Origin of the sequence: Prosthecobacter sp., assembly GCF_029946185.1 — a bacterium.
GTDB lineage: Bacteria > Verrucomicrobiota > Verrucomicrobiia > Verrucomicrobiales > Verrucomicrobiaceae > Prosthecobacter.
Window position 1 is genome coordinate 37,610 of record NZ_JAQSEA010000074.1, and the last position, 22,912, is coordinate 60,521.

The 22,912-nt window shown below is 59.9% G+C and carries 20 protein-coding genes; 9 read left to right on the forward strand and 11 right to left on the reverse strand.

Features of this window, described 5'->3' with window-relative positions; translation table 11 throughout:
• Window positions 1–53: 53 nt before the first annotated feature.
• On the reverse strand, window positions 54–1,301 hold the full coding sequence (fabF, locus tag PSV43_RS05655) for a beta-ketoacyl-ACP synthase II (RefSeq protein ID WP_300194563.1): 1,248 nt from the start codon (window positions 1,299–1,301) through the stop codon (window positions 54–56).
• A 127-nt stretch (window positions 1,302–1,428) separates the two neighbouring features.
• On the opposite strand from fabF, the gene PSV43_RS05660 reads away from it, so the two are divergent.
• Window positions 1,429–2,049, forward strand: coding sequence for an outer membrane lipoprotein carrier protein LolA (locus PSV43_RS05660; RefSeq protein ID WP_300194564.1), 621 nt, complete (start codon window positions 1,429–1,431; stop codon window positions 2,047–2,049).
• A 20-nt stretch (window positions 2,050–2,069) separates the two neighbouring features.
• Here PSV43_RS05660 and PSV43_RS05665 read toward each other — a convergent pair whose 3' ends face one another.
• From PSV43_RS05665 to PSV43_RS05685, 5 genes are all read right to left on the reverse strand, one after another.
• On the reverse strand, window positions 2,070–2,954 hold the full coding sequence (locus PSV43_RS05665) for a polyprenyl synthetase family protein (protein WP_300194565.1): 885 nt from the start codon (window positions 2,952–2,954) through the stop codon (window positions 2,070–2,072).
• Window positions 2,955–3,005: 51 nt separating this feature from the next.
• On the reverse strand, window positions 3,006–4,286 hold the full coding sequence (locus PSV43_RS05670; protein ID WP_300194566.1) for a dihydroorotase: 1,281 nt from the start codon (window positions 4,284–4,286) through the stop codon (window positions 3,006–3,008).
• A 95-nt stretch (window positions 4,287–4,381) separates the two neighbouring features.
• Window positions 4,382–6,637 carry a VCBS repeat-containing protein gene (locus PSV43_RS05675; RefSeq protein ID WP_300194567.1) on the reverse strand — a complete coding sequence of 752 codons (2,256 nt, stop codon included), beginning with the start codon at window positions 6,635–6,637 and terminating at the stop codon, window positions 4,382–4,384.
• A gap of 24 nt (window positions 6,638–6,661) precedes the next feature.
• Window positions 6,662–8,488 carry a hypothetical protein gene (locus PSV43_RS05680; RefSeq protein WP_300194568.1) on the reverse strand — a complete coding sequence of 609 codons (1,827 nt, stop codon included), beginning with the start codon at window positions 8,486–8,488 and terminating at the stop codon, window positions 6,662–6,664.
• A gap of 40 nt (window positions 8,489–8,528) precedes the next feature.
• Window positions 8,529–9,500 (reverse strand): trypsin-like peptidase domain-containing protein, encoded by a 972-nt coding sequence (locus PSV43_RS05685; protein WP_300194569.1) that lies wholly within the window; start codon window positions 9,498–9,500, stop codon window positions 8,529–8,531.
• A gap of 90 nt (window positions 9,501–9,590) precedes the next feature.
• Here PSV43_RS05685 and PSV43_RS05690 point away from each other — a divergent pair, with 90 nt between their 5' ends.
• The 7 genes from PSV43_RS05690 (at window position 9,591) to PSV43_RS05720 (ending at window position 16,516) form a co-directional block, all read left to right on the forward strand.
• On the forward strand, window positions 9,591–10,316 hold the full coding sequence (locus tag PSV43_RS05690; RefSeq protein ID WP_300194570.1) for a uracil-DNA glycosylase family protein: 726 nt from the start codon (window positions 9,591–9,593) through the stop codon (window positions 10,314–10,316).
• A gap of 164 nt (window positions 10,317–10,480) precedes the next feature.
• Window positions 10,481–10,723 (forward strand): hypothetical protein, encoded by a 243-nt coding sequence (locus PSV43_RS05695; RefSeq protein ID WP_300194571.1) that lies wholly within the window; start codon window positions 10,481–10,483, stop codon window positions 10,721–10,723.
• Window positions 10,724–10,935: 212 nt separating this feature from the next.
• Window positions 10,936–11,265, forward strand: a complete 330-nt coding sequence (locus tag PSV43_RS05700) for a pyrimidine/purine nucleoside phosphorylase (RefSeq protein WP_300194572.1) — start codon at window positions 10,936–10,938, stop codon at window positions 11,263–11,265.
• A gap of 99 nt (window positions 11,266–11,364) precedes the next feature.
• Entirely contained in the window at window positions 11,365–13,311 is a 1,947-nt protein-coding gene (locus PSV43_RS05705; protein ID WP_300194573.1) for a potassium transporter Kup, read from the forward strand.
• 93 nt (window positions 13,312–13,404) lie between these two features.
• The gene (locus PSV43_RS05710; protein WP_300194574.1) at window positions 13,405–14,514 is read left to right on the forward strand and encodes an ATP-binding protein; all 1,110 of its coding nucleotides are present in this window, start codon (window positions 13,405–13,407) and stop codon (window positions 14,512–14,514) included.
• Window positions 14,511–15,176, forward strand: coding sequence for a response regulator transcription factor (locus PSV43_RS05715; protein WP_300194575.1), 666 nt, complete (start codon window positions 14,511–14,513; stop codon window positions 15,174–15,176). Before PSV43_RS05710 ends, PSV43_RS05715 begins: the two co-directional genes overlap by 4 nt.
• Window positions 15,177–15,298: 122 nt before the next feature.
• On the forward strand, window positions 15,299–16,516 hold the full coding sequence (locus PSV43_RS05720; RefSeq protein ID WP_300194576.1) for an MFS transporter: 1,218 nt from the start codon (window positions 15,299–15,301) through the stop codon (window positions 16,514–16,516).
• 5 nt (window positions 16,517–16,521) lie between these two features.
• On the opposite strand, the gene PSV43_RS05725 is transcribed toward PSV43_RS05720, so the two are convergent.
• Genes PSV43_RS05725 through lpxK form a run of 4 tightly spaced genes read right to left on the reverse strand, consistent with a single transcriptional unit; the run spans window position 16,522 to window position 20,106 of the window.
• Window positions 16,522–17,643, reverse strand: a complete 1,122-nt coding sequence (locus PSV43_RS05725; RefSeq protein ID WP_300194577.1) for an aminotransferase class V-fold PLP-dependent enzyme — start codon at window positions 17,641–17,643, stop codon at window positions 16,522–16,524.
• A complete protein-coding gene (locus tag PSV43_RS05730; RefSeq protein ID WP_300194578.1) occupies window positions 17,640–18,062 on the reverse strand; it encodes a hypothetical protein in 423 nt (140 codons plus the stop codon). The genes PSV43_RS05725 and PSV43_RS05730 overlap by 4 nt, the downstream gene beginning before the upstream one ends.
• Window positions 18,059–18,862 carry a formate dehydrogenase accessory sulfurtransferase FdhD gene (gene fdhD, locus PSV43_RS05735; protein WP_300194579.1) on the reverse strand — a complete coding sequence of 268 codons (804 nt, stop codon included), beginning with the start codon at window positions 18,860–18,862 and terminating at the stop codon, window positions 18,059–18,061. The genes PSV43_RS05730 and fdhD overlap by 4 nt, the downstream gene beginning before the upstream one ends.
• Before the next feature lie 20 nt (window positions 18,863–18,882).
• On the reverse strand, window positions 18,883–20,106 hold the full coding sequence (gene lpxK / locus PSV43_RS05740) for a tetraacyldisaccharide 4'-kinase (RefSeq protein WP_300194580.1): 1,224 nt from the start codon (window positions 20,104–20,106) through the stop codon (window positions 18,883–18,885).
• Between the two features lie 83 nt (window positions 20,107–20,189).
• Between lpxK and PSV43_RS05745 the strand changes: the two genes are divergently transcribed.
• The gene (locus PSV43_RS05745; protein WP_300194581.1) at window positions 20,190–21,836 is read left to right on the forward strand and encodes a serine hydrolase; all 1,647 of its coding nucleotides are present in this window, start codon (window positions 20,190–20,192) and stop codon (window positions 21,834–21,836) included.
• Here the strand turns inward: PSV43_RS05745 and PSV43_RS05750 are convergent.
• Window positions 21,805–22,782 carry a metalloregulator ArsR/SmtB family transcription factor gene (locus PSV43_RS05750; RefSeq protein ID WP_300194582.1) on the reverse strand — a complete coding sequence of 326 codons (978 nt, stop codon included), beginning with the start codon at window positions 22,780–22,782 and terminating at the stop codon, window positions 21,805–21,807. The genes PSV43_RS05745 and PSV43_RS05750 overlap by 32 nt on opposite strands.
• Window positions 22,783–22,912: the final 130 nt, after the last annotated feature.

Genomic DNA, 22,912 nt, shown 5'->3' on the forward strand with positions numbered 1-22,912 from the left:
AGCTGAGCACAGCTCCCGAGACATTCAAACAGACACCGTTGCTAAGAGATCGACTAATCGAATTTCTTGATCAGCAACGCAGCATTGTGGCCGCCGAAACCGAAGGAGTTGCTCAGGACGGCATTGATCTTCGCCTGACGGGCAGTGTTTGGCACGACGTCCACGTCCACCTCGGGGTCGAGGTTTTCGACGTTGATCGTCGGCGGCACCACTTGGTCCCGGATCGCGTAGATGGAGGCAATGAGTTCCACGCCACCGGCAGCGCCGAGGAGGTGGCCCGTCATCGACTTGGTGCCGGAGACGAGCAGGCCGTTGGTGGCGTAGTCACCAAACACGCGCTTGATGGCGCGCAGTTCGCACAAGTCACCGACCGGAGTGGAGGTGGCGTGGGCGTTGATGTACTGCACGTCAGTCACGTTCAGCTTGGCATGGCGCAGGGCCATTTCCATGCACTTGGCCGCACCCAGACCTTCGGGATGCGGGGAGGTTAGGTGGTAGGCATCCGCAGTAGTGCCGTAGCCAACCAGTTCGGCGTAAATGGGGGCTCCGCGTTTTTTGGCGTGCTCAAGCTCTTCGATGACGACGACGCCTGCGCCTTCGCCCATGACGAAACCGTCGCGGTCCTTGTCCCAGGGGCGGGATGCCCGTTCAGGATCGTCGTTGCGCATGCTCAGCGCCTTCATGTTGGAAAATCCGGCAAGTCCGCAGGGGCGAATGGAGGCTTCAGCGCCGCCGCAGATCATCACGTCGGAATCGCCGAACTTAATGTTGCGCCAAGCTTCGCCGATGTTGTTGTTGGAGGTCGCACAGGCCGTGACGATGGCCATGTTCGGTCCCATGTAGCCAAACTCCGCCGCGATCATGCCGCTGGCGATGTTCGAGATCATCATCGGGATGATGAAAGGGGACACGCGGGAAGGGGACTTCGTCAGCAGAATCTCATACTGCGTTTCCAGGGTGCCGAGACCGCCGATGCCGCTGCCGACCATGACGCCAACGCGGTGGGGGTCGAGACTGTCGGGGTTCAGACCGGCGTCCTTGGCCGCCATTTTCGAGGCCGCCATGGCAAACTGGTAGTAGCGGTCGGCACGACGGGCGTCGCGATGTTGATTGAAGAACTCGGTGGGATTGAAGTCCACCACCTCCCCCGCGATCTTGCAGTCGTACTTCTCGGTGTCCATGGACTGGATGCGACGGATGCCGCTCTTGCCTGCCTGGATGTTCTTCCAAAAGTCATCTTTGGTGTTGCCGACGGGGGAGATGACTCCCATGCCAGTGATGACTACGCGACGCTCGCTCATGTGTATAAATTGGGGGTTGATTCGAAGGTTGAGAGAACACGGTTTGCACGGGGGGGCAAGGGAAAACATGGCAGCGAAAAGCTTGAGATTCGGGAGGTTTTGGTGTCTGGCTCTTCCTGTGAATCGTTTGCCCACAGTTCTTGCCGCCGCCCTCTGGCTGGCGCTGCCTCTCCAAGCGGCCCCAGATCCTGCTCTCATTCCGCCCGTGATGAGGGAGTGGATGGCGGCGCAAAAGGACATCGGCAGCATTAAAGTGGCCTTCCATCAGACGCGCACCACGCCCGCTCTCAAAGAGCCCGTCACCGCCACCGGCCGTTTCTGGCGCATGGCCGATGGCCGGTTTCGCCTGGAAATGGGTTCACCCGCGACAACGATCCTGATCTTCGACAACGAAACCGTGCGCCTCAAGGAAAACGCGGAGGCTCCCTGGCAGACCCTGAAGCCCGACGACAGTCGGGTGCGCGTATGGATGAAATTCCTCAGCGGCCGGGAAATGGACAGTGAGTCCCTGACGAACAACTTCACGCTCAAGGTCACTCAGCAGGAGAAAAGCTTCATCACCGTGGCCATGATTCCACGACCATTGCTCATCAAGAAGTACCTCCGGCAGCTCGATATGCAGATCGAGCCCGGCGGCAGGCGTCTCCTAGGCTTCCGAGTGGTGCAGGGGGACGGGTCCACGCTGCTGCTCAATTTTGGTCCGCCGGAGAAGCTTAATGGAGACCTGAAGTCACTGTTTCAGCCTTAGTAGGGGAGGGATCTTGCGGCTTAATAGTCGCGGTTCAGCAGGTGGTCCGAAAGCTGGCGCAGGTGAAGGGCTGCGTCACCAAACACATCCAGTGCCCGATGAGAAACCTCGGTGAGGCGGTGAGCCTCGGCGCGGGAGCCCTCCAGGCCCATCAGCGCGGGATAGGTGCTCTTCTCTGCTTCGACGTCCTTGCCGGCACTTTTGCCGAGTTTTTCGCTCGTCTGCGTCACGTCGAGGATGTCGTCGATGATCTGAAAGGCCAGGCCAGTCGCCATGCCGAACTCATGCAGCGCCTGCATCTGCTCCGCGCTGGCATTCGCGCTCATGCCGCCCAGTTTCACGCTGGTTGTGAGCAGCGCAGCGGTTTTGCCTTCATGGATGAAGCGCAGATCCTCAAGCGGAAGCTTTTTGCCCTCGCCTTCCAGATCTGCCACCTGCCCGCCTACGAGATGCAGGCTGCCGGCAGTGCGTGCGAGTTCCAGCACCATCACCGCTGTGGGGTGATGCGCCGCCATCGGCGTCTTCGTTATCAGTTCAAACGCCAGCGCCTGCAGGGCATCCCCCGCCAGGAGGGCGATAGCCTCGCCATAGACCTTGTGGCAGGTCGGCACGCCCCGGCGCATGTCATCGTCGTCCATGCAGGGCAGGTCATCGTGAATCAGCGAGTAAGTGTGCAGGCATTCGACGGCGCAGGCATTGTAGATCGCATCTTCCGCCGTGCCGCCGCAGGCTTCCGCCGCGGCGAGGCAGAGGATCGGCCGCAGCCGCTTGCCGCCCGCGAATAGGCTGTGCCGCATCGCTTGGTGCAGCGTTGTCGGCCGCCTGCCAGCATCCGGGATGACACGGTTCAGCGCAGCATCCACAAACTGGCAGCGCTGGGCGAGGTATTCTTTGAGATCGGACATGTTCACTTTGAAGCCGCGAGTCTCCCCGAATTCAAGTGGGATTAATGGGCGCTAGCGCGCCAGAAGCTCCTCGCCGCGATAGACCACGCGCTCGACCATGCCTTGCAGCGTTTGGTCAAGGAAGGGCGTATTGATGCTTTTCGACTTCATGAACTCGCGGCTGAAGGTGGTGGTGCGGGCGGGATTGAAGACGATGAACTCGGCGCTGCCGCCTTCCTTGACGGGCACGGGCGCGAGTTTCATGACGCGGCGGGGTTCGGCGCTGTAGTGCCTGACGATGAGCTGCCAGCTGAGGATGCCGTGGGCGATGTAGCGGTCGTAGAGCGAGACGAGGGCGGTTTCGAGGCCGGTGATGCCGAAGGGGGCGCTGGCGAAGTCCTGGTTCTTCTCAAAGGGCGTGTGCGGGGCGTGGTCGGTGGCGATGACGTCGAACCAGCCTTCTTTGAGGCCCTGGAGCAGCGCGGCGTTATCCTCCGGCGTGCGCAGTGGTGGGTTCATTTTGTAGTGAGTGTCGTAGTCGCCGATGTGCTCATGGTTGAACATCAGGTGGTGCGGCGCGATCTCGCAGGTGACGCGGATGCCGCGATCCTTGGCGCGTTTGATTGTCCCCATGCCTTCGGCGGTGGTGACATGCTGAATATTGAGATGCACGCCGGTGTATTCGGCGAGGCGGATGTCGCGTGAGATGCAGATCTCTTCGCTGATGCTTGGGATGCCCGGCAGGCCGAGCGAGTAGCTGATTTTGCCCTCATGCATGCAGCCCTTCCCGCTGAGTTCCTTGACCTCGCAATGGCTGGCCAGCGGAATGTCGTGATCGCGCGCGTATTCCATCGCACGGCGCAGCACCTGAGGGTTGTGCACGGGGAAGCCGTCATCCGTGAGCATGACGCAGCCGGCGGCTTTCATGCCGGCGATGCCCGCAAGCTCTTCGCCTTGGCGTCCCTTGGTGATGGCGCCCGAGGTGTAAATGCCCGCGCCGATGCGCGTGCGGCGGGCGCTTTCGAGCACGCTGCGCACGACGCCTGCGTTGTCGATGGCGGGCGCGGTGTTCGGCATCATGACAAAGCCGGTGACGCCGCCATTGATCGCCGCCTCGGCACAGGTGGCGATGTTCTCCTTGTCCTCTTGGCCGGGCTCACGCGCATGAACGTGGATGTCAAACAGGCCCGGCAGCAGGATGCGCCCCGTGCAGTCAATGACTTCCACATCTTCAACCCCGCTGATGCCCGCCGCCACACCGATGATCTGGCCGCCCTCGACGAGCACGTCGGCTGTCTGGAGCTGCGGACTGTCTTCGCTGGCGATCTGGGCGTTGCGGTAGAGGCGTTTCATCAAGCCATGATGTCAGGCATGATTTAAGGCTGTGCAAGCCTGTGAAATGAGATCGTCTGAGGTGGGGGCGGCTTCAGGAAGCACGACAGGCCCTCCTACTTCTTCCTCACGTAGAGCAGGGCGCGGTCGTGCGTCAGCAGGCAGAGGTCAAGCCGGCCATCACCATTGAGATCGAAGGCGGCGTAGTCGTGGGGCTCGTTTGCGAGGCCGGTTTTGCCCCGGAAATGCGGATCCGTCTCGAAGACGCGGAAGTACAGGGCGCTTTCCCATTTCTGCGCGGCAGCAGGCTGGAAGATTTCGATCACGCGGCTTTTGGCGGTGTCCAGCAGGGCGATGTCATCGACGTCTTCCCCTGAGAACGAGGCGGCGATGAGGTCAGAGGGCGTGGTGTCCTTCAACTCGCTGTCAAAACTGGCCACGGTGTCGAGCTTGAGCGTGGTGCCGTCCAGAGGCGCGATTTGAAAACTGCTTTTGCCGAGCAGCAGCAGCCGGGTGCTTTTCTCCGCATTCATGATCACGCACTGCTCAGGAGTCATGGCGGGCAGCGCATGGGTGTGATCCGCGCGATAGACGCGGTCGGCGTCTGCGGTGAGTTCGTACAGTTTGCTGTGGGTGGCGTCAATCAGCAGCACGGTGACCTTGCCATTCTTGCGGGAGACCAGTGCGCTATGCAGTTCGGCGGCGGAATCAGGGGCGTTGAACTGCTCCACGATGTTCGCTTTGCCATCGGCATCGACCTTGAAGGCACGGGCCAGTTGCTGATGAGCGATGATGATCTCCGCTTTGCCGTCGCCATCGAGGTCGCCTGTGGTGAGAGCGGCGGGGGTGAGCTTGCTGACAAAGGAATCCGGGATGCCTTCGACGCGTTTGTACGGTGCTTTGGCGTCGGGGGTGCTGAGCAGCAGTTGCAACGGGCCGAGATTGGAAAACAAGGCGAGATCGCCACGGCCATCCTGATTCGCATCGACAACACGGATGCCATTGATGCGACCGGTTTTGACCGTCAGTTCCTGAGTGGTGGCGGTGAAGCCTTTGGCTCCGACCGTCTTGCGCAGCGTAACGAGCTGGGGCTTGGATTTGATCTCTGTGACGCAAAGAACGGCTGAATCGGTAGTCAGCGTGAGCAGCGTTTCGCCTTCTTTGGCTTGATAGATGATCTCGGGATAGAGCAGGCGGTTGTCCTGCCAGTGGGCGACGCCGATGGACTGCTCGCCGGGGCTGAGCACCACGAGCTCGGCTTTTTTGTCGCCATCCACATCGGCGATCGCCAATGAATCCACACCGCTGAGAATGGGGAACTCACGCCCTTCGGTGAAGGTGCCACTGGCGCTGCCCTGAAACAACCAAGCGCGCGCGGCTTTGGGCTCTGACATGACGATGTCGGCATGCCCGTCGCCGGTAAGATCGCCATATGCCACGGCACCATTTTTTGATTCCGTGGGCGGCATGGCGTAGCGGATGGTGGCGGCGTGTTCGGCATCGGGTTCGGCGGCACCTTGAGTGAGCTTGGCCACTTCCACCCGGTTGGTTTCATCCTGGATCCAGGCGATGCCGGTTTTCTTTCCACCCAAGCGGACGGGATGCAGCCAGTGGCGCGAGACGGGGATTTCGAGACGCCACTCCTCGCCAAACGTGGTGCCCTCATGCTGCAGTCGGACGAGTAGCGCATCACCATCCGGGGCGGTGTAAAAAAGATCGGCGCGTCCGTCGTCATTGAGATCGGCGCTGCTCAGTCCCGCACAGCCGCCTTCACCGAGGGCGTAGTTCTGCGGCTCCGCCCACTCGCCGGGCTTGGTTTGCAGCAGGACCATCAAACGCGTGTTGGTCAGCAGGGCGATGTCATCGCGGCCATCGCCGTCCAAATCGCGAGCGACGAGCACTTCGGTGTCGTCTGCGGTGGAGTCGAGGGTGAATTCGCGCCTGGCGGCCCAGGTGCCTTTGTCATCCTGCATGCGCAGCACGAGTTTGTCCTCATCGGTGATGAAGGCGATGTCTGCCTTCTTGTCACCATTCCAGTCACCTACGACCAAGGAAAGCGCGGCATGGCCGATGACGAGAGGCTGCTTGTCGTAGCGTGAGACTTCAAGGATGGGGTTCCAGCGATCCTCGCGGGCGGATTTTTCCGCAGAGCCGGACTGCACGCCGTCCTTGCGCTGCAAGAGGAACTCAATGCGCGCCCGTGAAGCATTCACGATGGCGAGGTCGGTCAGACCATCGCCATTGAAGTCAGCGGCACGCGGGCTGGAGGTGTTCCAGTCGAGTTTCACGATCTCCGGGCCGTCGAAATACAGTGCGGGCTTGTCAGCAAGAACGCTGGTCGCAAAGAGCAACGGCAGGAAAACGAGGCGCATGGCGGGCGAGGGGAGGTGAGAGACTTACTTGGCCTCGACGGGCGTGGTCAGGTAGTGAACCTGAATGGCGTCCGGGTGCGAGTAGCTGGCGCTGAGCAGGCTGCCAAAGTAGCGCTCAAAGGTTTCGTTGGAAGGACGTGCGCTGGAGTCAAACCAGCTGCCGGCAGCGGCGGCGACCGCTTCATCAGCTGACGGTGACTTTTTGCCGGGGCCTTTCTTCTTCGCTGCTGCCTTGGCTTTGGCACCGGTTTTGCTTTCGAGTGTGGCGGCGGCGGTGGCGATCATGTTCATGAGGCGGCCTGCATCCGTGACACCCACGCCGCTGTAGTTCTTGGGAACGAGCGAGAGGAGGTTCTGCACATGCGGATTGTCCCAGACGCTGGGGCCGGAGGGGTCCTTCATGCGAGCCAGGACTTTTTTCAACGTGTCCTGTCCGCCAATGGAGATGAGCAGGTACTTGCCGGTGTTGCAGTAGGCGACTTCGCTGGCGGCATTGGCCGTCTGTGTGGTTTTGAGCGTGTTGATGTTGAAGCCGAGGTAATCACTCTCTTCAAACGCCCCGAACCCGGCGCCCACGTAGCGTTTGAGGCCTTCGAGCGCGCCACCGAGCTTGTCGGCATCCTTGATCTTGAAGCCCATGACCTGGCTTTCCTTGGTGCCATTGCCATCTTGCACCTGAATGACTTCATCGGCCAGACTGCCGAAAAGGTCCTCACGGATCTTGAAGCCCAGCTGGCTTTCAAGCGGGGGAATCTGCATGGTGACCATCATCGCCATGGGGCCAAGTTTGCCAATCATGCCGAGCAGTGCGTCATACACCGTGCCGAAGTCCATGCGTGAAACGCTGGCGGTCAGAATGCCGGCGGGGATGAAGGCGGGCAGCGTTACTTCGTTGCCGGTGCCGCGCATCAGGGAGAGCAAACCGGTGGGCTTCAGGGGGTGCAGGATCGTCAGGTCCATGCGTGACTCAGTGTCCGTCAATTCTGCGGTCAGGGCGAAGGCCTGCAGTTCCTGCGCGCCGAGCATGTCCATGATCACTTTGGGCTTGATGTCGAACCCACCTGCAGCCTTGCCATCCGCTTTCTTTTTGGCCTCTGCAGCGGTGAGCGCCTGCTCGCCCAGTTCGAGCAGCTTCACGCCGTTGAAGTAAATCAGCATGTCACCGCCGCCGTTGGTCACCTGGCCGATGCGGGTGAGATGTTCTCGTGCGAGGCCTTGAGGGGCGCCCGCATTGTTCTTCAGGGCACCGATCATGTATTCCATGAGCGCGTGAGTGTTCGCCTCGATCATCACGTCCCCGACCACCGCCCAGGCCAGGACCCAGGCTGCATCCGGAGCATCAGACAGGGCTGCGATCTGCACGCTCACGCCGTCGATGTCCTCGGTTCTGAGCTTGATGTCCTCGTTCTCCTTTTTCTTGGATTCCACTTCGGCGAGCTTGTGGGCTTCGATCTCCTTCTGCTTGCCGGCGATTTCACACAGCGAGACGTTCGGCGGATTTTTGTCGAACTGGGTGATGTCTCCGATCACCAGATAGCTCACCAGCGCACCCGGATAATCCTTGAGCGTGTCGTACATGCCGCTGCCATAGGTGTCCTTGAAAAACTTGTCCCACGGGGCATCGCCTTCTTTGCGCATGGGTTCCATCCAGCGTTTTGCCTCGTCGTCCTGCATGAACTTCGCGTAGCTGCTCTTGTCCCAGTCGGCCAGCAGCTCGGGGGTGTTCTTGATGGCGATGACACCGACGGTGTCCTTCGGCATGAGATTGTACCATTGCTCCAGCCGGTCGGCGGCGGAGGCGCGGAGGATGCTGGCAAGCAGCAGTGAAATGAGGAGGGTGGCGCGTTTCATAGAAGGTGGTGCTGAGAAGTATTCGACAGGTACTGAAAAATCAGCCGCCTGTGGTTACAGTTTCAGGCTTAATTTTTTCCAAGGGTGGTGCTGGCGGGGGGAGATAACGGAAGCCGCTGTTGGGATTGCGCGGATCGAAAGCGAAGGCCTCGCGGTTTTTCAGGAAGAGCTTCAGCACGTTGGCGGGAATCGAAAAGCCGAGGCCTTCGACGCCCACACCCGCCGCCTTCATGTTATTCACACCCACGACCTCTCCGCGTGCGTTGAAGAGCGGCCCGCCGGAGTTGCCAGGGTTGATCTGCGTCGTGCTTTGAATGTACCAGCGGCCGCCGCTTTCACGTGCACGGATGCTGACGATGCCCTTGGAAACCGAGCGCTCCAGCCCCAGCGGGCTGCCAATGGCAAACACGTCCTGCCCCTGAGTGAGTGCATCGGAGTCGCCCATCGGGACGAAGGGCAGCTTCTCCACGTCTGTATCGTCGATCTGCAGGATGGCGAGATCGAGGAAGCCGTTCATGGCGATGATTTTAACCTTGGTGAACTGCTGCTTTTCCAGGCCGTCGGCCTTTTTGCGATACACCACCACGGTGATCTCACGCTCACCGGCGATGACGTGCTGATTGGTGATGACGTAGCCGAGCCTGTTGATGATAAACCCGGAGCCGAGGCCGGAGGCCGTCTGAATCTGCACCACGGACTCCGCCACGCGCTGCACATTTTTTTCCACCGTCATGGCTTCGCGTGAGGGCTCCACGTAGTAGATGTCCTCGCCCTGCACAGCGTCGGTTTTGGCGGCTGACGAGGCGGTTTTTTCAAAGATGGAAATCTCCGAGTGCGGCACAGACAGGACGGTGTGGCCGAGGTCCAGCACTACGGCGTCTTCGCGATCCTTGAGCACTTCGCCGCGCAGTTCGGCACCGTTTTTGAGCACAATTTTGACGTTTTCCGCTGACAATGGGGAGGCTGCAAGGCAGGCAGCCACAAGGATTCCGAAGCTCAGGTTGTTTCGCATCACGGATTTAAACTCTAGCGGACGAGTTTGCGGATACGAGTTCTTTTTGCATATCTTGACTCAACGAACGTCCGCGCATCTCATGCGCTAATGCCTGCCAACGCTCTCATTTCCGCCGCTCAGACCCTGCGCGAAGCCCTGCGCCCGCTGCGTTTCGCCGCTCCGGTCGAGTATGTCTATCAACCGCTCGATTACGCTTGGGGACCGCATGAGGTTTACCTGCGCCGCTTTGGTAGCAGCAAAAAACGTGTCGTCTTCGTGGGCATGAACCCCGGCCCCTTTGGTATGACGCAGACCGGCGTGCCCTTCGGCGAAATCGCCGCAGTGCGCGACTGGATGGGCATCCAGGAGTTCGTGGGCAAACCGGAACGCGAGCACCCGAAGCGGCGCGTCGTCGGCTTTGACTGCCCGAATTCCGAAGTCAGCGGCAGACGCCTATGGGGTCTTTTTGCCCAGCGCTTTGGCAAAGCGGAGGCCTTTTTCAAAGACCACTTCGTCGCCAACTACTGCCCGCTGGTCTTCCTCGAAGACAGCGGCCGCAATCGTACACCGGACAAACTTCCCGCCGCCGAAACCGCCGCCATGGAAGCCGCCTGCGATCTGCATCTGCAAGCCGTCATCGCCGCCCTGCAGCCCGAGTGGGTGATCGGCGTCGGGGCCTTCGCGGAAGCGCGTGCCCTGCGCGCCAAGGAAGCCATGAGCGGCGACTACAAAGTCGGCCGCGTACTGCACCCCAGCCCCGCCAGCCCCGCCGCGAATCGTGACTGGGCCGGAGCTGCCACGAATCAGCTTGTGAAACTGGGCGTGTGGGAGTGAGAGCCGGAAAGGTCGTTCTCCGGCATGCAGAAACGCGGTGCGGGTGATGCACGTGCCAACACCCTCCGCCTCAATCTGATCGCCCTCGCCACGCTACAGCTGAGTCTGATGGGACAGAGACCAAGGCTGCCGCCAAGCTGCAAAAGAAAGACCATCCCACCACCTTGGAATCGCTCGTCTTCCGCACCCTCTTTGCACGCCGATTTGGCAAACCGGAGAAAGACTGTGATTTGGTCAAAGACATCGTCAAACGACAGCGTGGCGATGGTGCCTGGAGCTACATCCTCGGCGGCAATATGAGCGATGTCCTCGCCACCGAACAGGCGCTGTACGTGTTGCAGGCACCCACCCACGGCGCACGCCATCGCGCGTGCCCAGCATTGGCTGCTCCAGACTCAGCGCGCTGATGGGAGCTGGCCCATCGACATAACGCACATCAGTCAGGTTGATCGCAGCGGCCCCGGCAAGGCGAAATCCTTCAAGGATGCCACAGCGATCTACACCTGCTGGGGCACTTAGTGGGCCACCCTGGGCCTGCTGCAGGGAGTGCCAGTGAAGTAGGCTGCGCCCTCGCTCGGCACTTGCCGCGCGCAAAAAAATCGCCTATTCCTCGCACCTTATGTCAGCCATCCCAGCCGAGTTCCCAGGAGTCACCGCCGTCACCAAAGCCAACGTCTATTTCGACGGCAAAGTCGTCAGCCACAGCATCTTGTTCCCTGATGGCAGCAAGAAAACCCTCGGCCTCATCTATCCCGGCGATTTCCATTTCGGCACCGCCAAGGCGGAGCGCATGGAGATCGTCGCAGGTGACTGCGTTGTGAAACTCGACGGTGGTGATGCGAAGGCGGCTTACACTGGCGGTCAGTACTTCGATGTTCCCGCCAACAGCGGTTTCGACATCATTGTCAGCTCCGGCATTTGTGAATACATCTGTTCGTTCCTGGATTGATCCGGCCGCACAGGCGGTCGATCTCTTCACACATTCTTAACTCGCCCGTCAGGGGCATTCACTGGAGGCCCGGGAGTTTCCGGTGAACATCACGCCGTCATGAGTGACCCAACAGACAAGACCGGCCTGCAAAAGCAATCCGCCACCACCCTCGTCATCGCGGCGCTGGGGGTGGTCTTCGGCGACATTGGTACCAGCCCAATCTACACGCTCAAGGAATGCTTCAGCCCGTACAGCCCGCATCATGTGGCCGCGACGCATGAGAATCTGCTGGGTGTCGTCTCTCTGGTGCTTTGGGCGCTGATCGTTCTCGTCTGCATCAAGTACCTCGTCTTTGTGCTCCGTGCGGACAACAAGGGGGAGGGTGGCGTGCTCTCACTCATGGCGCTGGCATCTCATGGCATGCCGGAGGCGTTGAAACGCCGTACTGTGATCGTACTGCTGGGCCTGTTTGGCGCGGCGTTGCTGTTTGGTGACGGCATCATCACTCCGGCAATCTCTGTTCTCAGTGCCGTCGAAGGTCTCAAAGATGGCGGATTGCTCGGCAAGCCGCCGACGGAGTTAGCGGAGACATTGCGGTGGGATGTACACATGGAGTGGCTCATCATGGGCATCACCATCGTGATACTTATTGTCCTGTTTTCGGTGCAGTTCCTTGGCACGGCGCGCATGGGGCGCTTTTTTGGTCCGATCACCGGTCTGTGGTTCTTGACACTCGCGGGGCTCGGAGTGTCGCACTTGATTCAAGGGCCGGAGATTCTCGTGGCGTTCAATCCCTGGCATGGCTGGCAGTTTTTGACTACTGGTGGGCACAAGTCGTTTGTAATCCTCGGCAGTGTGTTTCTGGCCGTCACGGGCGGTGAGGCGCTATATGCCGACATGGGCCACTTTGGTGCCGGGCCGATTCGTCGGGGCTGGTTTTCGCTCGTGCTGCCGGCGCTGGCGCTGAACTACCTCGGTCAGGGCGCGATGCTTATGCATCAGCCTGAACTGGCGCAGGCTCCTTTCTTCCAAATGGCTCCTGCGTGGGCCATTCTGCCGCTCGTGCTGCTTGCCACTGCTGCGACGGTGATCGCTTCGCAGGCGCTCATCACCGGCACCTACTCGCTGACTCTCAGCGCCGTGCAGCTCGGCTATCTGCCGCGTCTCAGCATCCGGCACACTTCGGCGCATGCCCGGGGTCAGATCTACATCCCGCTGGTGAACTGGCTGCTCATGCTGGCCTGCATCACCCTTGTACTGGCTTTCCGCAATTCGACGAATCTCGCAGCTGCCTACGGTGTGGCTGTGACGATGACCATGCTCATCACCACCTTCCTGTTTTATTTTGCCGCACGTCATCTGTGGCGCTGGTCGCTGCTCAAGACGCTGTCGCTGTGCCTCATGTTCGCCGTGATCGAGATCGCCTTCCTCAGCGCAAACCTGGTGAAATTCTTCGATGGTGGCTGGTTCCCACTCGTGGTCGGTGCGGTCATCTTCACAATCATGACCACGTGGGCCACGGGCCGCCGCTTGGTGCGTGACGCAATGGCCAAAAGCGCCCTCAGTCAGGAAACACTGTGCCAAAGCATCAAGCGCAGCCCGCCTGTGCATGTGCCCGGCACCGCCATATTCATGACGAGCACCCATGGGCGTGCGCCCATCGCCCTGCTGCACAGTTTGAAACACTACCAGGCCATCCATGAGCGCGTCATCTTCATGACCTTGATCACCGAGGACGAACCCTGGGTGCCGCCGAGTCGCCGTGTGGCAGTCGAAAACATTTCCAGAGGTTTTTGGCGCGTGACAGGTCGCTACGGATTCATGCAAAAACCCGATGTGCCACGCCTGCTGCGCCTGTGCAGCAATCAAGGTCTCGAAGTCGAGGCGCAAAAGACGACCTTTTTCCTTGGCCGCGAAATCATCGTTTCAAGTTCAACACCCGGCATGGTGAGATGGCGCGAGCACCTCTTCGCTTTCACCAGCAAGCTGGCACAGCAGCCTGCGACCTACTTCCAGATCCCCGTGGGCCGGGTGATCGAACTCGGGCAGCAGGTGGAGATTTAAATTCTGCGCTAACGCTTTCTTAACGCCATGCCTGCGGCTGTTTACTGGCGGGTGATGTTTTTGCAGGGAAGGTGTCTCAAACCAAGATACGTCATGTCTTCCGCCAAGAGTCCCAGCAGCCAATCATCCCCCCTGCCGATTCCATTGGCGGAGGTGGGGCAGTATAGCTGCGGGCTCACGCTGGTGTTTGTGCTGGCCTCCACCTGCTGGGTGCTGCTGCCCTACACCGGCGATCTATTTGCCGCGCTGGTCTTTCTCATGGCCATCGTGGTGGTCGGCACATGGTGGAATCGTGGGCCGGTCCTGATGATGGCGGTGGTCAGCGCCTTGGTGTGGAATTACTTTTTCATCCCGCCGCAGTACACGCTTCACATTGAGAAGCCTCAGGACGTGGTGATGTTCAGCCTGTTTTTCATCGTGGCGCTGAGCATGGGGCATCTCATCACGCGGCTGCGCGCACGCGAGGCCACGCTGGCGCAGCATCATCAGGAGCGTGAGCACCTGCTGGCGGAAAAACATCGCGCTGAATTGCTCGCGGAGTCCGAGCGCCTGCACCGCACCCTGCTGGACAGCGTGTCGCATGAGCTGAAAACACCCATCGCCATCATCCGCACCGCATTGGACGGCCTGGGGCAGGGGAACCCGTATGCAATAGAGATCAACACCGCAACCCGCCGCCTGCAGCGGATCGTCGAGAGCTTTCTGGAGATGACACGCGCGGAGTCCGAGGCGCTGGAGCCGCAGCCCGACTGGTGCGAGATCGGCGATGTACTGCACACCGCCACCGCACCGATCCAGCAGGAACTCGCCGCACATAAGTTGCAGATCACTGGCACAGAAAACATGCCCCTGCTCAGGCTCGACAGCCGACTGCTCGCCCAGGTACTCGGCAACCTGCTGCACAATGCCACGCGCTATGCCCCTGCGGGCACCGCCATCGAAATCCACGCAACACTTGCCAATGGCACGCTGGAACTCCGTGTCCGCGATCACGGCCCCGGCCTGCCGCTGGGGTCGGAAGACCACCTGTTCGAAAAATTTTACCGCGCTCCCGACTCACCCGCTGGCGGCACCGGCCTGGGCCTCGCCATCGCACGTGGCTTGATGCTTGCGATGAAAGGTGACATTGAAGCGCACACCCATCCTGAAGGCGGTGCCGAATTCGTACTCCATCTTCCGGTGAAAACCCGCAGCGCCGCATGAGCAAAGCCCTCATCATCGACGACGAACAGCAGATGCGCCGTCTGCTGCGCATGGTGCTGGAGTCACGTGGCTACGAGGTCTGTGAAGCCGCCGATGGTCAGCTCGGCCTGCAGGATGCCGCGTTTCATCGTCCCGATGTGGTGCTGCTTGATCTCGGCCTGCCCGGCATGAACGGCATCGAGGTGCTGAAGCGGCTGCGTGAATGGAGCGATGTGCCCGTGCTCATCCTCAGCGTGCGTGATCAGGAAACCATCAAGGTCGAGGCGCTGGAAAATGGCGCGGACGATTATGTGACAAAACCCTTCGGCACCGCCGAACTTCTCGCACGTCTCACGGTCATTCAGCGCCGCCGTTTCACCCGCCAGAGCGCCGAGATTGTCGTTGGTCCTTTGAAGCTTGATCTGCTCCATCACGGGGCTTCGCTGAATGGGGCGCCACTCAAACTCACACCGACCGAGTTCGCGCTGCTCAAGGTGCTGGCCGAGTACTCGGGGCGCATCGTCACGCAGAACCAGATCATGAAGCTAGTATGGGCCGGCCAGACCAGCGACCCAAGTGAAGGACTGCGCGTGCACATCAATCACCTGCGTAAAAAACTTGGCGAGACCGGTCCGCGCATTGTGAACGAGCCCGGCATCGGCTACCGCTTGGAAGAGGTTTGATGCTGCTTCCGTCATGAGGTGATCAAGCCTGGGCATGAAATCAGGCTTTTCGCTCGGGTTGCCCTGTGGTTAATGGCTGGATGTCTTTGTCTCCGATCCATGCTGACACCCCACCCCCTCTCATGCGCAGCGCCTGGCTTGTCGTGGGACTGCTGTTTCCAGTGGCACTGCTGAACTACTTGGACCGGCAGATGATCGCCTCGATGAAGGTGTCTGTGATGGGCGACATCAAGGACATCGGCAGTGAGGAAAACTGGGGACACATGCTGGCTTCGTTCAAATGGGTCTATGCCATCTGCAGCCCCATCGGCGGCTACATCGCGGACCGCTACAGCCGCAAGCTGACGATCTGTGGCAGTTTATTCGTGTGGTCGCTCATCACCTGGCTCACCGGGCATGTGGGCAGCTTCAATGAACTGTACTGGGCGCGTACGCTGATGGGCATCAGCGAGGCGTTTTACATTCCTGCGGCGCTGGCTTTGATCGCTGATTACCACACCGCTGGGACGCGTTCGCGTGCCATTGGCGTGCATCAAATGGGCATCTACTGCGGGGTGATGGTGGGTGGCTTTGCCGGATTCGTGGCAGATGAACCGGAGCTTGGCTGGCGCTTCATGTTCGACTTCACCGGACTGGCTGGCATTCTCTATTCCATCCCCCTGCTGCTCCTGCTGCGCGATGTACCACGTCAGGCGGACACTCAGGAGGCGCTGAGCCCTACTGCACGCGGCGGGGCGATCGGAGAGCTGCTCTGCAATCGCAATTTCATCCTGCTCGTATTCTACTTTACGCTGCCCGCACTTGCCGCCTGGGTTGTGCGGGATTGGATGCCAGCGATCCTGCAAAAGGCATTCGATATCAGCCAGGGCAAGGCGGGTGTCTCCGCCGCGCTCTACTGGCAGGGGGCGGCGCTGCTTTCCGCAATTCTTGGCGGCTGGCTGGCAGACCGCTGGATGCGGCGTAGTGACCGTGGTCGCATCTACGTCAGCGCCATTGGCATGATGCTCATCGTGCCCGCCATGTTTGGCGTGGGGAACGCACCCGCCTTGAACTCCTTCGGGCTCGCCATCGCCTCGCTGGTCCTGTTTGGCATCGGCTGGGGTTTCTTTGACTGCAACAACATGCCGATCCTCAGCCAGATCGTGCGGCCGCACATGCGCGCCACCGGCTACGGCCTCATGAATTTCGTCAGCATGATGTGTGGCGGGCTGGCCGACTGGGGCTTCGGCAGGATGCGCGACATGCACGTGCCGCTCAACGTCATCTTCGGCGTCTTCGCCATGATCTGTGTGTTTTCTCTCGTACTCGTACTGCTGATCCGTCCACGTCCCGGGACGTGAGTCTCCTACTGCGGCCTGCCGCCACGGTTCAGCTCCTCAAATACTTCGAAAAACGCAGCCTCAAGCGCCTGCCAGTCGGCCACCTTCGTGTCCCAGCCGCCGCTGATGCGCACAACGCGCTTCAACTCCTCCGCACTGGCCCCAAGAGCTGTCACCACAACGGAAGATCCCTCCTTGCCCGAACTGCAGGCCGAACCCGTTGAGATGCTGAAACCGCGACGCGACAGTCGCGTGAGCCATTTCAGATTGTCATGCTCCGGCATCACCATGAGCACGGTGTTCCAAAGGCGTGGCGCAGACTCGCTTATCACCCGCAGGAGTTCGAAGCGCGCACGCAGTGCCGCGATGAAGCCATCACGCAGCTTGCTTTGCGTGTGTTCGATCTCACTTAAACGCGGTGTGACAGTCTCCAAGGCCGTCACCATGGCCTCAATGGCCGGATAGTTCTCCGTGCCCGCACGCCGCCCGTGTTCCTGCGGCCCACCACGGATGAAGCCGAGTCGTGAATCCTCTGTGGGCAGCACCAGAAATCCGCAGCCCTTGCCGCCGCCGAATTTATGTGCGCTACCGGTGATGAAATCGCACTCGCCAAGGTTCGCGGCGTCGAGCTTGCCGAGCCATTGCGCGGCATCCGTGTGAAACAGGACATCCTGCTCGCGGCAGAGCGCGGCCAGTTCACGCCAGGGCTGCAAGGCACCGCTTTCGTTGTTCGCCGCCATCACTGAGACAAGTGCGGGACGCTTGGAAATAATGAGTTGCTTAAGCTCGTCAACTTCAACCACGCCAGCCGCATTCACTGGCAGTTCCATCACGTTCCGACCCCGCGCAGCTTCACGCACACTCGGATGTTCAATGGCGGAGATAACAACGACGGCGTCTGCTGGCAGCGAGGTAAACAAGGCGTTGTTCGACTCCGTGGCACCCGACGTAAACACGATGCGTTCAGCCTCCGCGCCCATCAGATTGCCCAGTCGTTCACGCGCGGATTCAAGCTGGTGGCTCGCCAGTCCGGCATCGCGATACAGGCTCGAAGGATTGTGCCAGTGCTTCTCGCTGGCCCGCAGCCACGCATCACTTGCAGCAGTATGCAGCGGCGTGGTGGCGTTGTAATCAAAGTAGCCGTTCATGCAGCAGTCTTGAAACGAGAAGGCAGCGGGATGTGCAGCAGCATCAATATGAATGCGAGACCGAGGTAGGGCAGCCAGGCATCGCCCTGCCCGTTCGAGAGAATGCCATTGACGAATCCCAGCACACCAATGCCCTCGCTTAGCGCAAAAACGACGACATTGCCTACCACAAAACGTCCGCGATGTGCCGGATCATCCAGGCTTAACGCACCCGTCGCAAAGCCACCGAGCAGCAATTTGCGCAGGAAAAAACTCAGCAGCACCGCACTGCCAGCCGCGAGGGCAATGATTTGCCCCATGGACTTGGGGCTGTCATGGGCGGTAGCGAAAGTCATCGAACTCAGCATGAGGGCATAAAGGCAGATTGAGCCTAAAAGTGCTCCCCAGATAATCAAGACAACGAGTTGGACCGGTTTCATGGTGACATCTCCACACGTTGCGCATGGGTGTAAACATTCATCGTTTCACCCCGCAGAAAGCCGATGAGCGTCTGGCCCGCCTCTTGCGCAAAATCAACGGCGAGGCTGCTGGGCGCGGAGATAGCCGCGACGAGCGGGATGCCACCTGCCAGCGCCTTCTGGATGATCTCAAACGACACCCGCCCGCTAACCAGCAGGATGTGCCGATCCAACGGCAGCAGGTCGCGCTGCAAAGCGTAGCCGAGGATTTTATCCAGTGCGTTATGGCGTCCCACGTCCTCACGCACCACGATCAAATTACCTTCGAGATCAAATAAACCGCTCGCATGCAGCCCTCCAGTTTTGGCAAAGGTTTCCTGCGCGGCACGCAGCTTCTCGGGCAGGCTGGCGATCAGCTTGGGCGAGACCTTCCAATCTCCCTTCACGGCGGGAAACTGCTGAAACACGCTCTCGATGCTCGTCTTGCCGCACAGGCCGCAGCTTGAAGCGCTGAAGACATGACGGGTCAATGAGTCCCAGTTCACCACCGCGCCACCAAGCAGAACATCGACGATGTTGCCATGCTTGTTGTTGGTGCTCGGACATTGAGAAACTTCCAGAATGTCACGCATGCGCTGCACCACGCCTTCGCTGACAAGAAACCCGGTGGCAAGTTCTTCATCATGACCCGGCGTGCGCATCACCACGGCCACGGATCGGCCCTCCACGCGGATTTCCAGCGGCTCCTCGCGCGCGGTGACATCACCGACCTCGCTGGTGCCGCCAGTGGTGCTCACCTTGTGCACCTGCACAGCGGTCATGGCTGAATTTTCCGCGCTCATTACGAGGACTCCATGAAATCTGCCGGCAGCACTCCTGCTGGAACCCGGCGTGGTTCGGCAATGAGGCGCACCATCTTGTCGAAGACATCCCGCCCACGAATGATCTCGATCTCCACGCGCATGAAGTAGAACGGGATGTCGGCGACGGGCAGTTTGGGAAAGCGCACAAAATCTTTTTCTGTGGTGACCATGCAATGCACATCACGTCGCACGCAGCGATCAATGAAATTTTTCAGATCCGGTCCGCGAAAGCGGTGATGGTCCGCGAAACGAGCGACAACTTCGACCTTGGCACCGAGTTTGCGCAGGCCGTTTTCAAAGCTCTCTGGCACAGCGATGCCGGAAAGCGCGCCCACAAATTTATCGCGCAATCCGTCGATGGGCAGATGCTCGCCGGTATGGATGTTTTCGAAATGCATCGCGCGATGGCGGCACTCGATGATTTCGGCAGCACGATTGTAGCGGCGGATCTGCTTGATGACGTCCTCACTGTCGCCGTCGGACTTGGTGATGAAGATGTAGCTTGCGCGGCGCAGGCTGCGCGGTGGCTCGCGCAGCGTGCCGCGTGGCAGCATGTAGCCGTTGTTGCCGAACACCGCCGTTTTATCGATCAGCACAATGTCGTGGCGGTGCTTGAGCTTGAGGTATTGCAGCCCGTCATCAAGGATGAGCACATCGGCACCGAAGCGTTGAATCGCATGCGCTCCGGCCTTCACACGGTTTTTGTCCACCACGACTGGGATGCCCGGGCAGTTCTTCGCCAGCATGAAGGGCTCGTCACCCGCATTGTGCGAATCGAGCAGCACGTTCTCACCATCGGAGACGATGCGCGGCAGTGGTTCTGGCGGTTTGGGAATAAAGCCCAGGCGCGCGGCCATTTTTTTCGAGAACGGCAGTTTTTTCTGCCTCTTGCTCTTGTAGCCCCGGCTCAGAATACACACGCGCCGTCCATGCTCATGCAAGGCTTTTGCCAGCATCTCCACCACCGGTGTTTTTCCCGTGCCGCCCACGGTGAGATTGCCCACGCTGATGACCGGTACGCCAAGGTGGTGGTCATGGATGTACCGGTGCCGGTATAAATAAAGTCGTGACCGCACCACCGCTGAGTAAATGCCGGAAAGGCCACGGAACACTACCCGCAGCAGCGAAGCGCGGATGCCACGGCGATTGTTGATCACCACGTCGATGATGAAGTTTTCGATGTCTTCCAGAGTATCTCTCACAGAACGGCATTGGAGGCGGGAAAGCGCACCGCGTCAACGAGACGCCTTGCAGTTTGCAGGGGAGTTTCGTAGCCTCGCAAAAAATGAAATTTATTTCCTGGGTGTTGTTAGGTCTGGTCATGGCGGTGAACTCCGTTCAAGCACGCCCGCTGGCCGAGGCTGCTGCACAGTTCGGCAAGCACCTCAAAGCTGGGTGCATCGTCACAGGCGAGAGGGCTGGCGAGGATGTGAAATTTGCGATCTCTGGTGTGGCACCCGAAGCGGAAGGCATGCCGCCGGAAAAACTGGTCTTCGAGATTGGCTCCATCACAAAGGTGTTCACGGGACTGCTCCTGGCGCAGGCGGTGGTGGAGAAGAAAGTGACCCTGGATACGACGCTCGGAGGGTTGCTGGCAGGAAAGGTGAAGATTGTGGATCCCCGCATTGCAGCGATCACACTAAAGCAACTGGCCACTCATACCAGCGGCCTGCCACCGCTTCCTGGCAACATCGCTACTGGGGCGACCGGGGAGGATCTGTTTGCGAACTATGATGAGAAACTGCTGCTGAGCTATCTCTCCACCGCCAAACTTGAAGGCGAAGCTCCTTTTTCATGCAGCTACTCGAACTTTGGTATGGGGCTGCTGGGTTATCTGCTGGGCGGGGTGTATCAAATGCCGTGGGAGCAGGTGGTGGTGGAAAAAATCTGCCTGCCGCTGGGCTTGAACGATACCGCTGTGAATCCCGACCCCAAACTCCCCATGGCTAAACCGTATGCCAAAGACAATAAAGAGGGAAAGCCGTTGCACTTCGCCTCTCTGGGAGGTTGCGGCGCATTGCGCAGTACGGCGGCCGATTTGATGAAGCTGGGGGCTGCCATGCTGCATCCAGACAAGACGCCATTGCGGGAGGCCTTTGTGCTCGCTCTGGCGCCCCAAGCAGACGCGGCGGGCCATGGTGGTCAGATAGGACTGGGTGTGTTTTTGGGCAAATTCGAGGGGGATGCAACCCTGCATCATGATGGCGGCACCTATGGTTACTGTTCAGGATTGCAGGTGATTCCTTCCAAAGGAATCGTCCGCGTCGTTTTGGTGAACAACGCGGGGCTCCCTGGATCGATGGTGATTGCGGCCACGTCCGAGGCCAAGCCGGTGGACCCAGCGACGCAAAAAGAAATCACTCTCCCTGCGGAGATGCTGAAACAGTACCCTGGAGTGTATGAACTCGACCGCGAATCACGCTTCACCGTGCTGCTGCGTGAGGGCCGACTGTTCGTGAACCTGACCGGACAGCCGTTTGCTCGTGCATTTGCCAAAGCGCCGGACCGCTTCTTCTACAAGGTCGTGGCGGCTGAGATCGCCTTCAATCGCAGTGAGGGTGTAGTCCAGTCACTAACGCTGTTTCAAAATGGCAACGAAATCATCGCTAAACGCAGCAGTGCTCCGGTGCCGGAGTTCAAACTGCGCGCCGCCAAAGAGCTGCATGCCTACGCGGGGGAGTATGCCTTGGTGGGAGCAGGGCCGCTCACGGTCACCGTGCAGGCAAATACGCTTTTTGCACAGCTCGAAGGACAGCAAGCGCTGCCGGTGTTTGAAACCACGACCGATCGCTTCGAATACGATGCGGTAAAGGCCGCGCTCGTTTTCACGCGTGATGACAAACAGCAAATCAACGGCCTCACGCTCCTGCAAAACGGCCTGGAGGTGCCTGCGCCCCGTGTCAAGAGCCCGACCAGTGCCCCGAAGCCGTGAGGCGGTTCTCCTTCTCGGCCAGCGCCAGGATCGTTTGGAAATGCGGGCTCTTGTTTTCACGGTGCACCACGCTCGTCTCGATTTTTTTGAATCCAGCACTGCTGAGCATGTCATGCAGATCGCTCTCAGAAAAGCCGAGCCAGACGTCGGCGTAGAGATCACGGGCCTGCTCAAACTGATGCTTCAAGAGATCCAGCACCACGATGCGGCCACCCGGGCGCAGGATGGTCAGCGCGGCTTTGAGTGCCTTCTCCGGATTCTGCGCGTGATGCAGCGCCTGGCTTAGGAAGACCAGATCAACACTCAGCGGCGGGATCGGTGGTGCTTCAATGTCACCCAGACGAAATTCGAGGTTCTCAAAACCGTGCTTCTGGGCCAATTCCGCGCCATAGGCCACCATCTTCTCGCTGTTATCCACCGCGATCACCTTTTTCGCCCGCTCGGCGAGCAGTTGTGAAAGCGTGCCTTCGCCTGCGCCCAGATCTGCAATCACCAGCGGTGGCAGGAGCTTGAGCAGGGTCTCGCCCAGACCCTTCCATGAACGGCCAGGAATGTAGTGGCGGCCAAACTTGCCCGCCAGCGCGTCGAAGTATGCCTTGGCCGTTTGCACCCGCTTGCGCAGCACGATTTGCAGCGCCTCAGCGTCCTTGGTCACCTCCCGTAGTTCAGCCCCCGCAGCCTCCAGCAGCGCGAGGAAATGCTCATGGGTTGGCTGGTCCTTGGCGGCAGGCTCTTCGAGCTGATACAGCCGGTTCTTGCCACTGCGGCGGTCATTCACCAGCCCTGCCGCTTTCAGTTTGGCAAGCTGGGCTGAGATGTTGGACTGCGGCAGTGACAGCACCTCCTGCAGTTCCGCCACGCTCAGCTCTTCCTGCTTGAGCAGCAAAAGCAGCCGCACCCGGGTGGGGTCGGCAATGAGGCTGAGCGATTTGAGTACGGAAGCCAAAGTACACTCATCGTATCAACGTATGATGATACATCAATGCCAGAGTTTTAGCCGGGTATTCAGAGCTTTGAGGCCGCCCAGATTCCAGACTTGCTCTGCTGGGCCCGCCGCCGCAGTTCCTGCAGCTCCA

Coding starts and splice junctions, on each gene's coding strand:
- PSV43_RS05665 (WP_300194565.1), bottom strand. CDS start 2,954: ATGTCCGATCTCAAAGAATACCTCGCCCAGCGCTGCCAGTTTGTGGAT.
- PSV43_RS05705 (WP_300194573.1), top strand. CDS start 11,365: ATGAGTGACCCAACAGACAAGACCGGCCTGCAAAAGCAATCCGCCACC.
- PSV43_RS05675 (WP_300194567.1), bottom strand. CDS start 6,637: ATGCGCCTCGTTTTCCTGCCGTTGCTCTTTGCGACCAGCGTTCTTGCT.
- PSV43_RS05670 (WP_300194566.1), bottom strand. CDS start 4,286: ATGAAACGCCTCTACCGCAACGCCCAGATCGCCAGCGAAGACAGTCCG.
- PSV43_RS05725 (WP_300194577.1), bottom strand. CDS start 17,643: ATGAACGGCTACTTTGATTACAACGCCACCACGCCGCTGCATACTGCT.
- PSV43_RS05745 (WP_300194581.1), top strand. CDS start 20,190: ATGAAATTTATTTCCTGGGTGTTGTTAGGTCTGGTCATGGCGGTGAAC.
- PSV43_RS05730 (WP_300194578.1), bottom strand. CDS start 18,062: ATGAAACCGGTCCAACTCGTTGTCTTGATTATCTGGGGAGCACTTTTA.
- fabF (WP_300194563.1), bottom strand. CDS start 1,301: ATGAGCGAGCGTCGCGTAGTCATCACTGGCATGGGAGTCATCTCCCCC.
- PSV43_RS05685 (WP_300194569.1), bottom strand. CDS start 9,500: ATGCGAAACAACCTGAGCTTCGGAATCCTTGTGGCTGCCTGCCTTGCA.
- PSV43_RS05680 (WP_300194568.1), bottom strand. CDS start 8,488: ATGAAACGCGCCACCCTCCTCATTTCACTGCTGCTTGCCAGCATCCTC.
- PSV43_RS05700 (WP_300194572.1), top strand. CDS start 10,936: ATGTCAGCCATCCCAGCCGAGTTCCCAGGAGTCACCGCCGTCACCAAA.
- PSV43_RS05720 (WP_300194576.1), top strand. CDS start 15,299: ATGCGCAGCGCCTGGCTTGTCGTGGGACTGCTGTTTCCAGTGGCACTG.
- PSV43_RS05690 (WP_300194570.1), top strand. CDS start 9,591: ATGCCTGCCAACGCTCTCATTTCCGCCGCTCAGACCCTGCGCGAAGCC.
- PSV43_RS05715 (WP_300194575.1), top strand. CDS start 14,511: ATGAGCAAAGCCCTCATCATCGACGACGAACAGCAGATGCGCCGTCTG.
- PSV43_RS05710 (WP_300194574.1), top strand. CDS start 13,405: ATGTCTTCCGCCAAGAGTCCCAGCAGCCAATCATCCCCCCTGCCGATT.
- fdhD (WP_300194579.1), bottom strand. CDS start 18,862: ATGACCGCTGTGCAGGTGCACAAGGTGAGCACCACTGGCGGCACCAGC.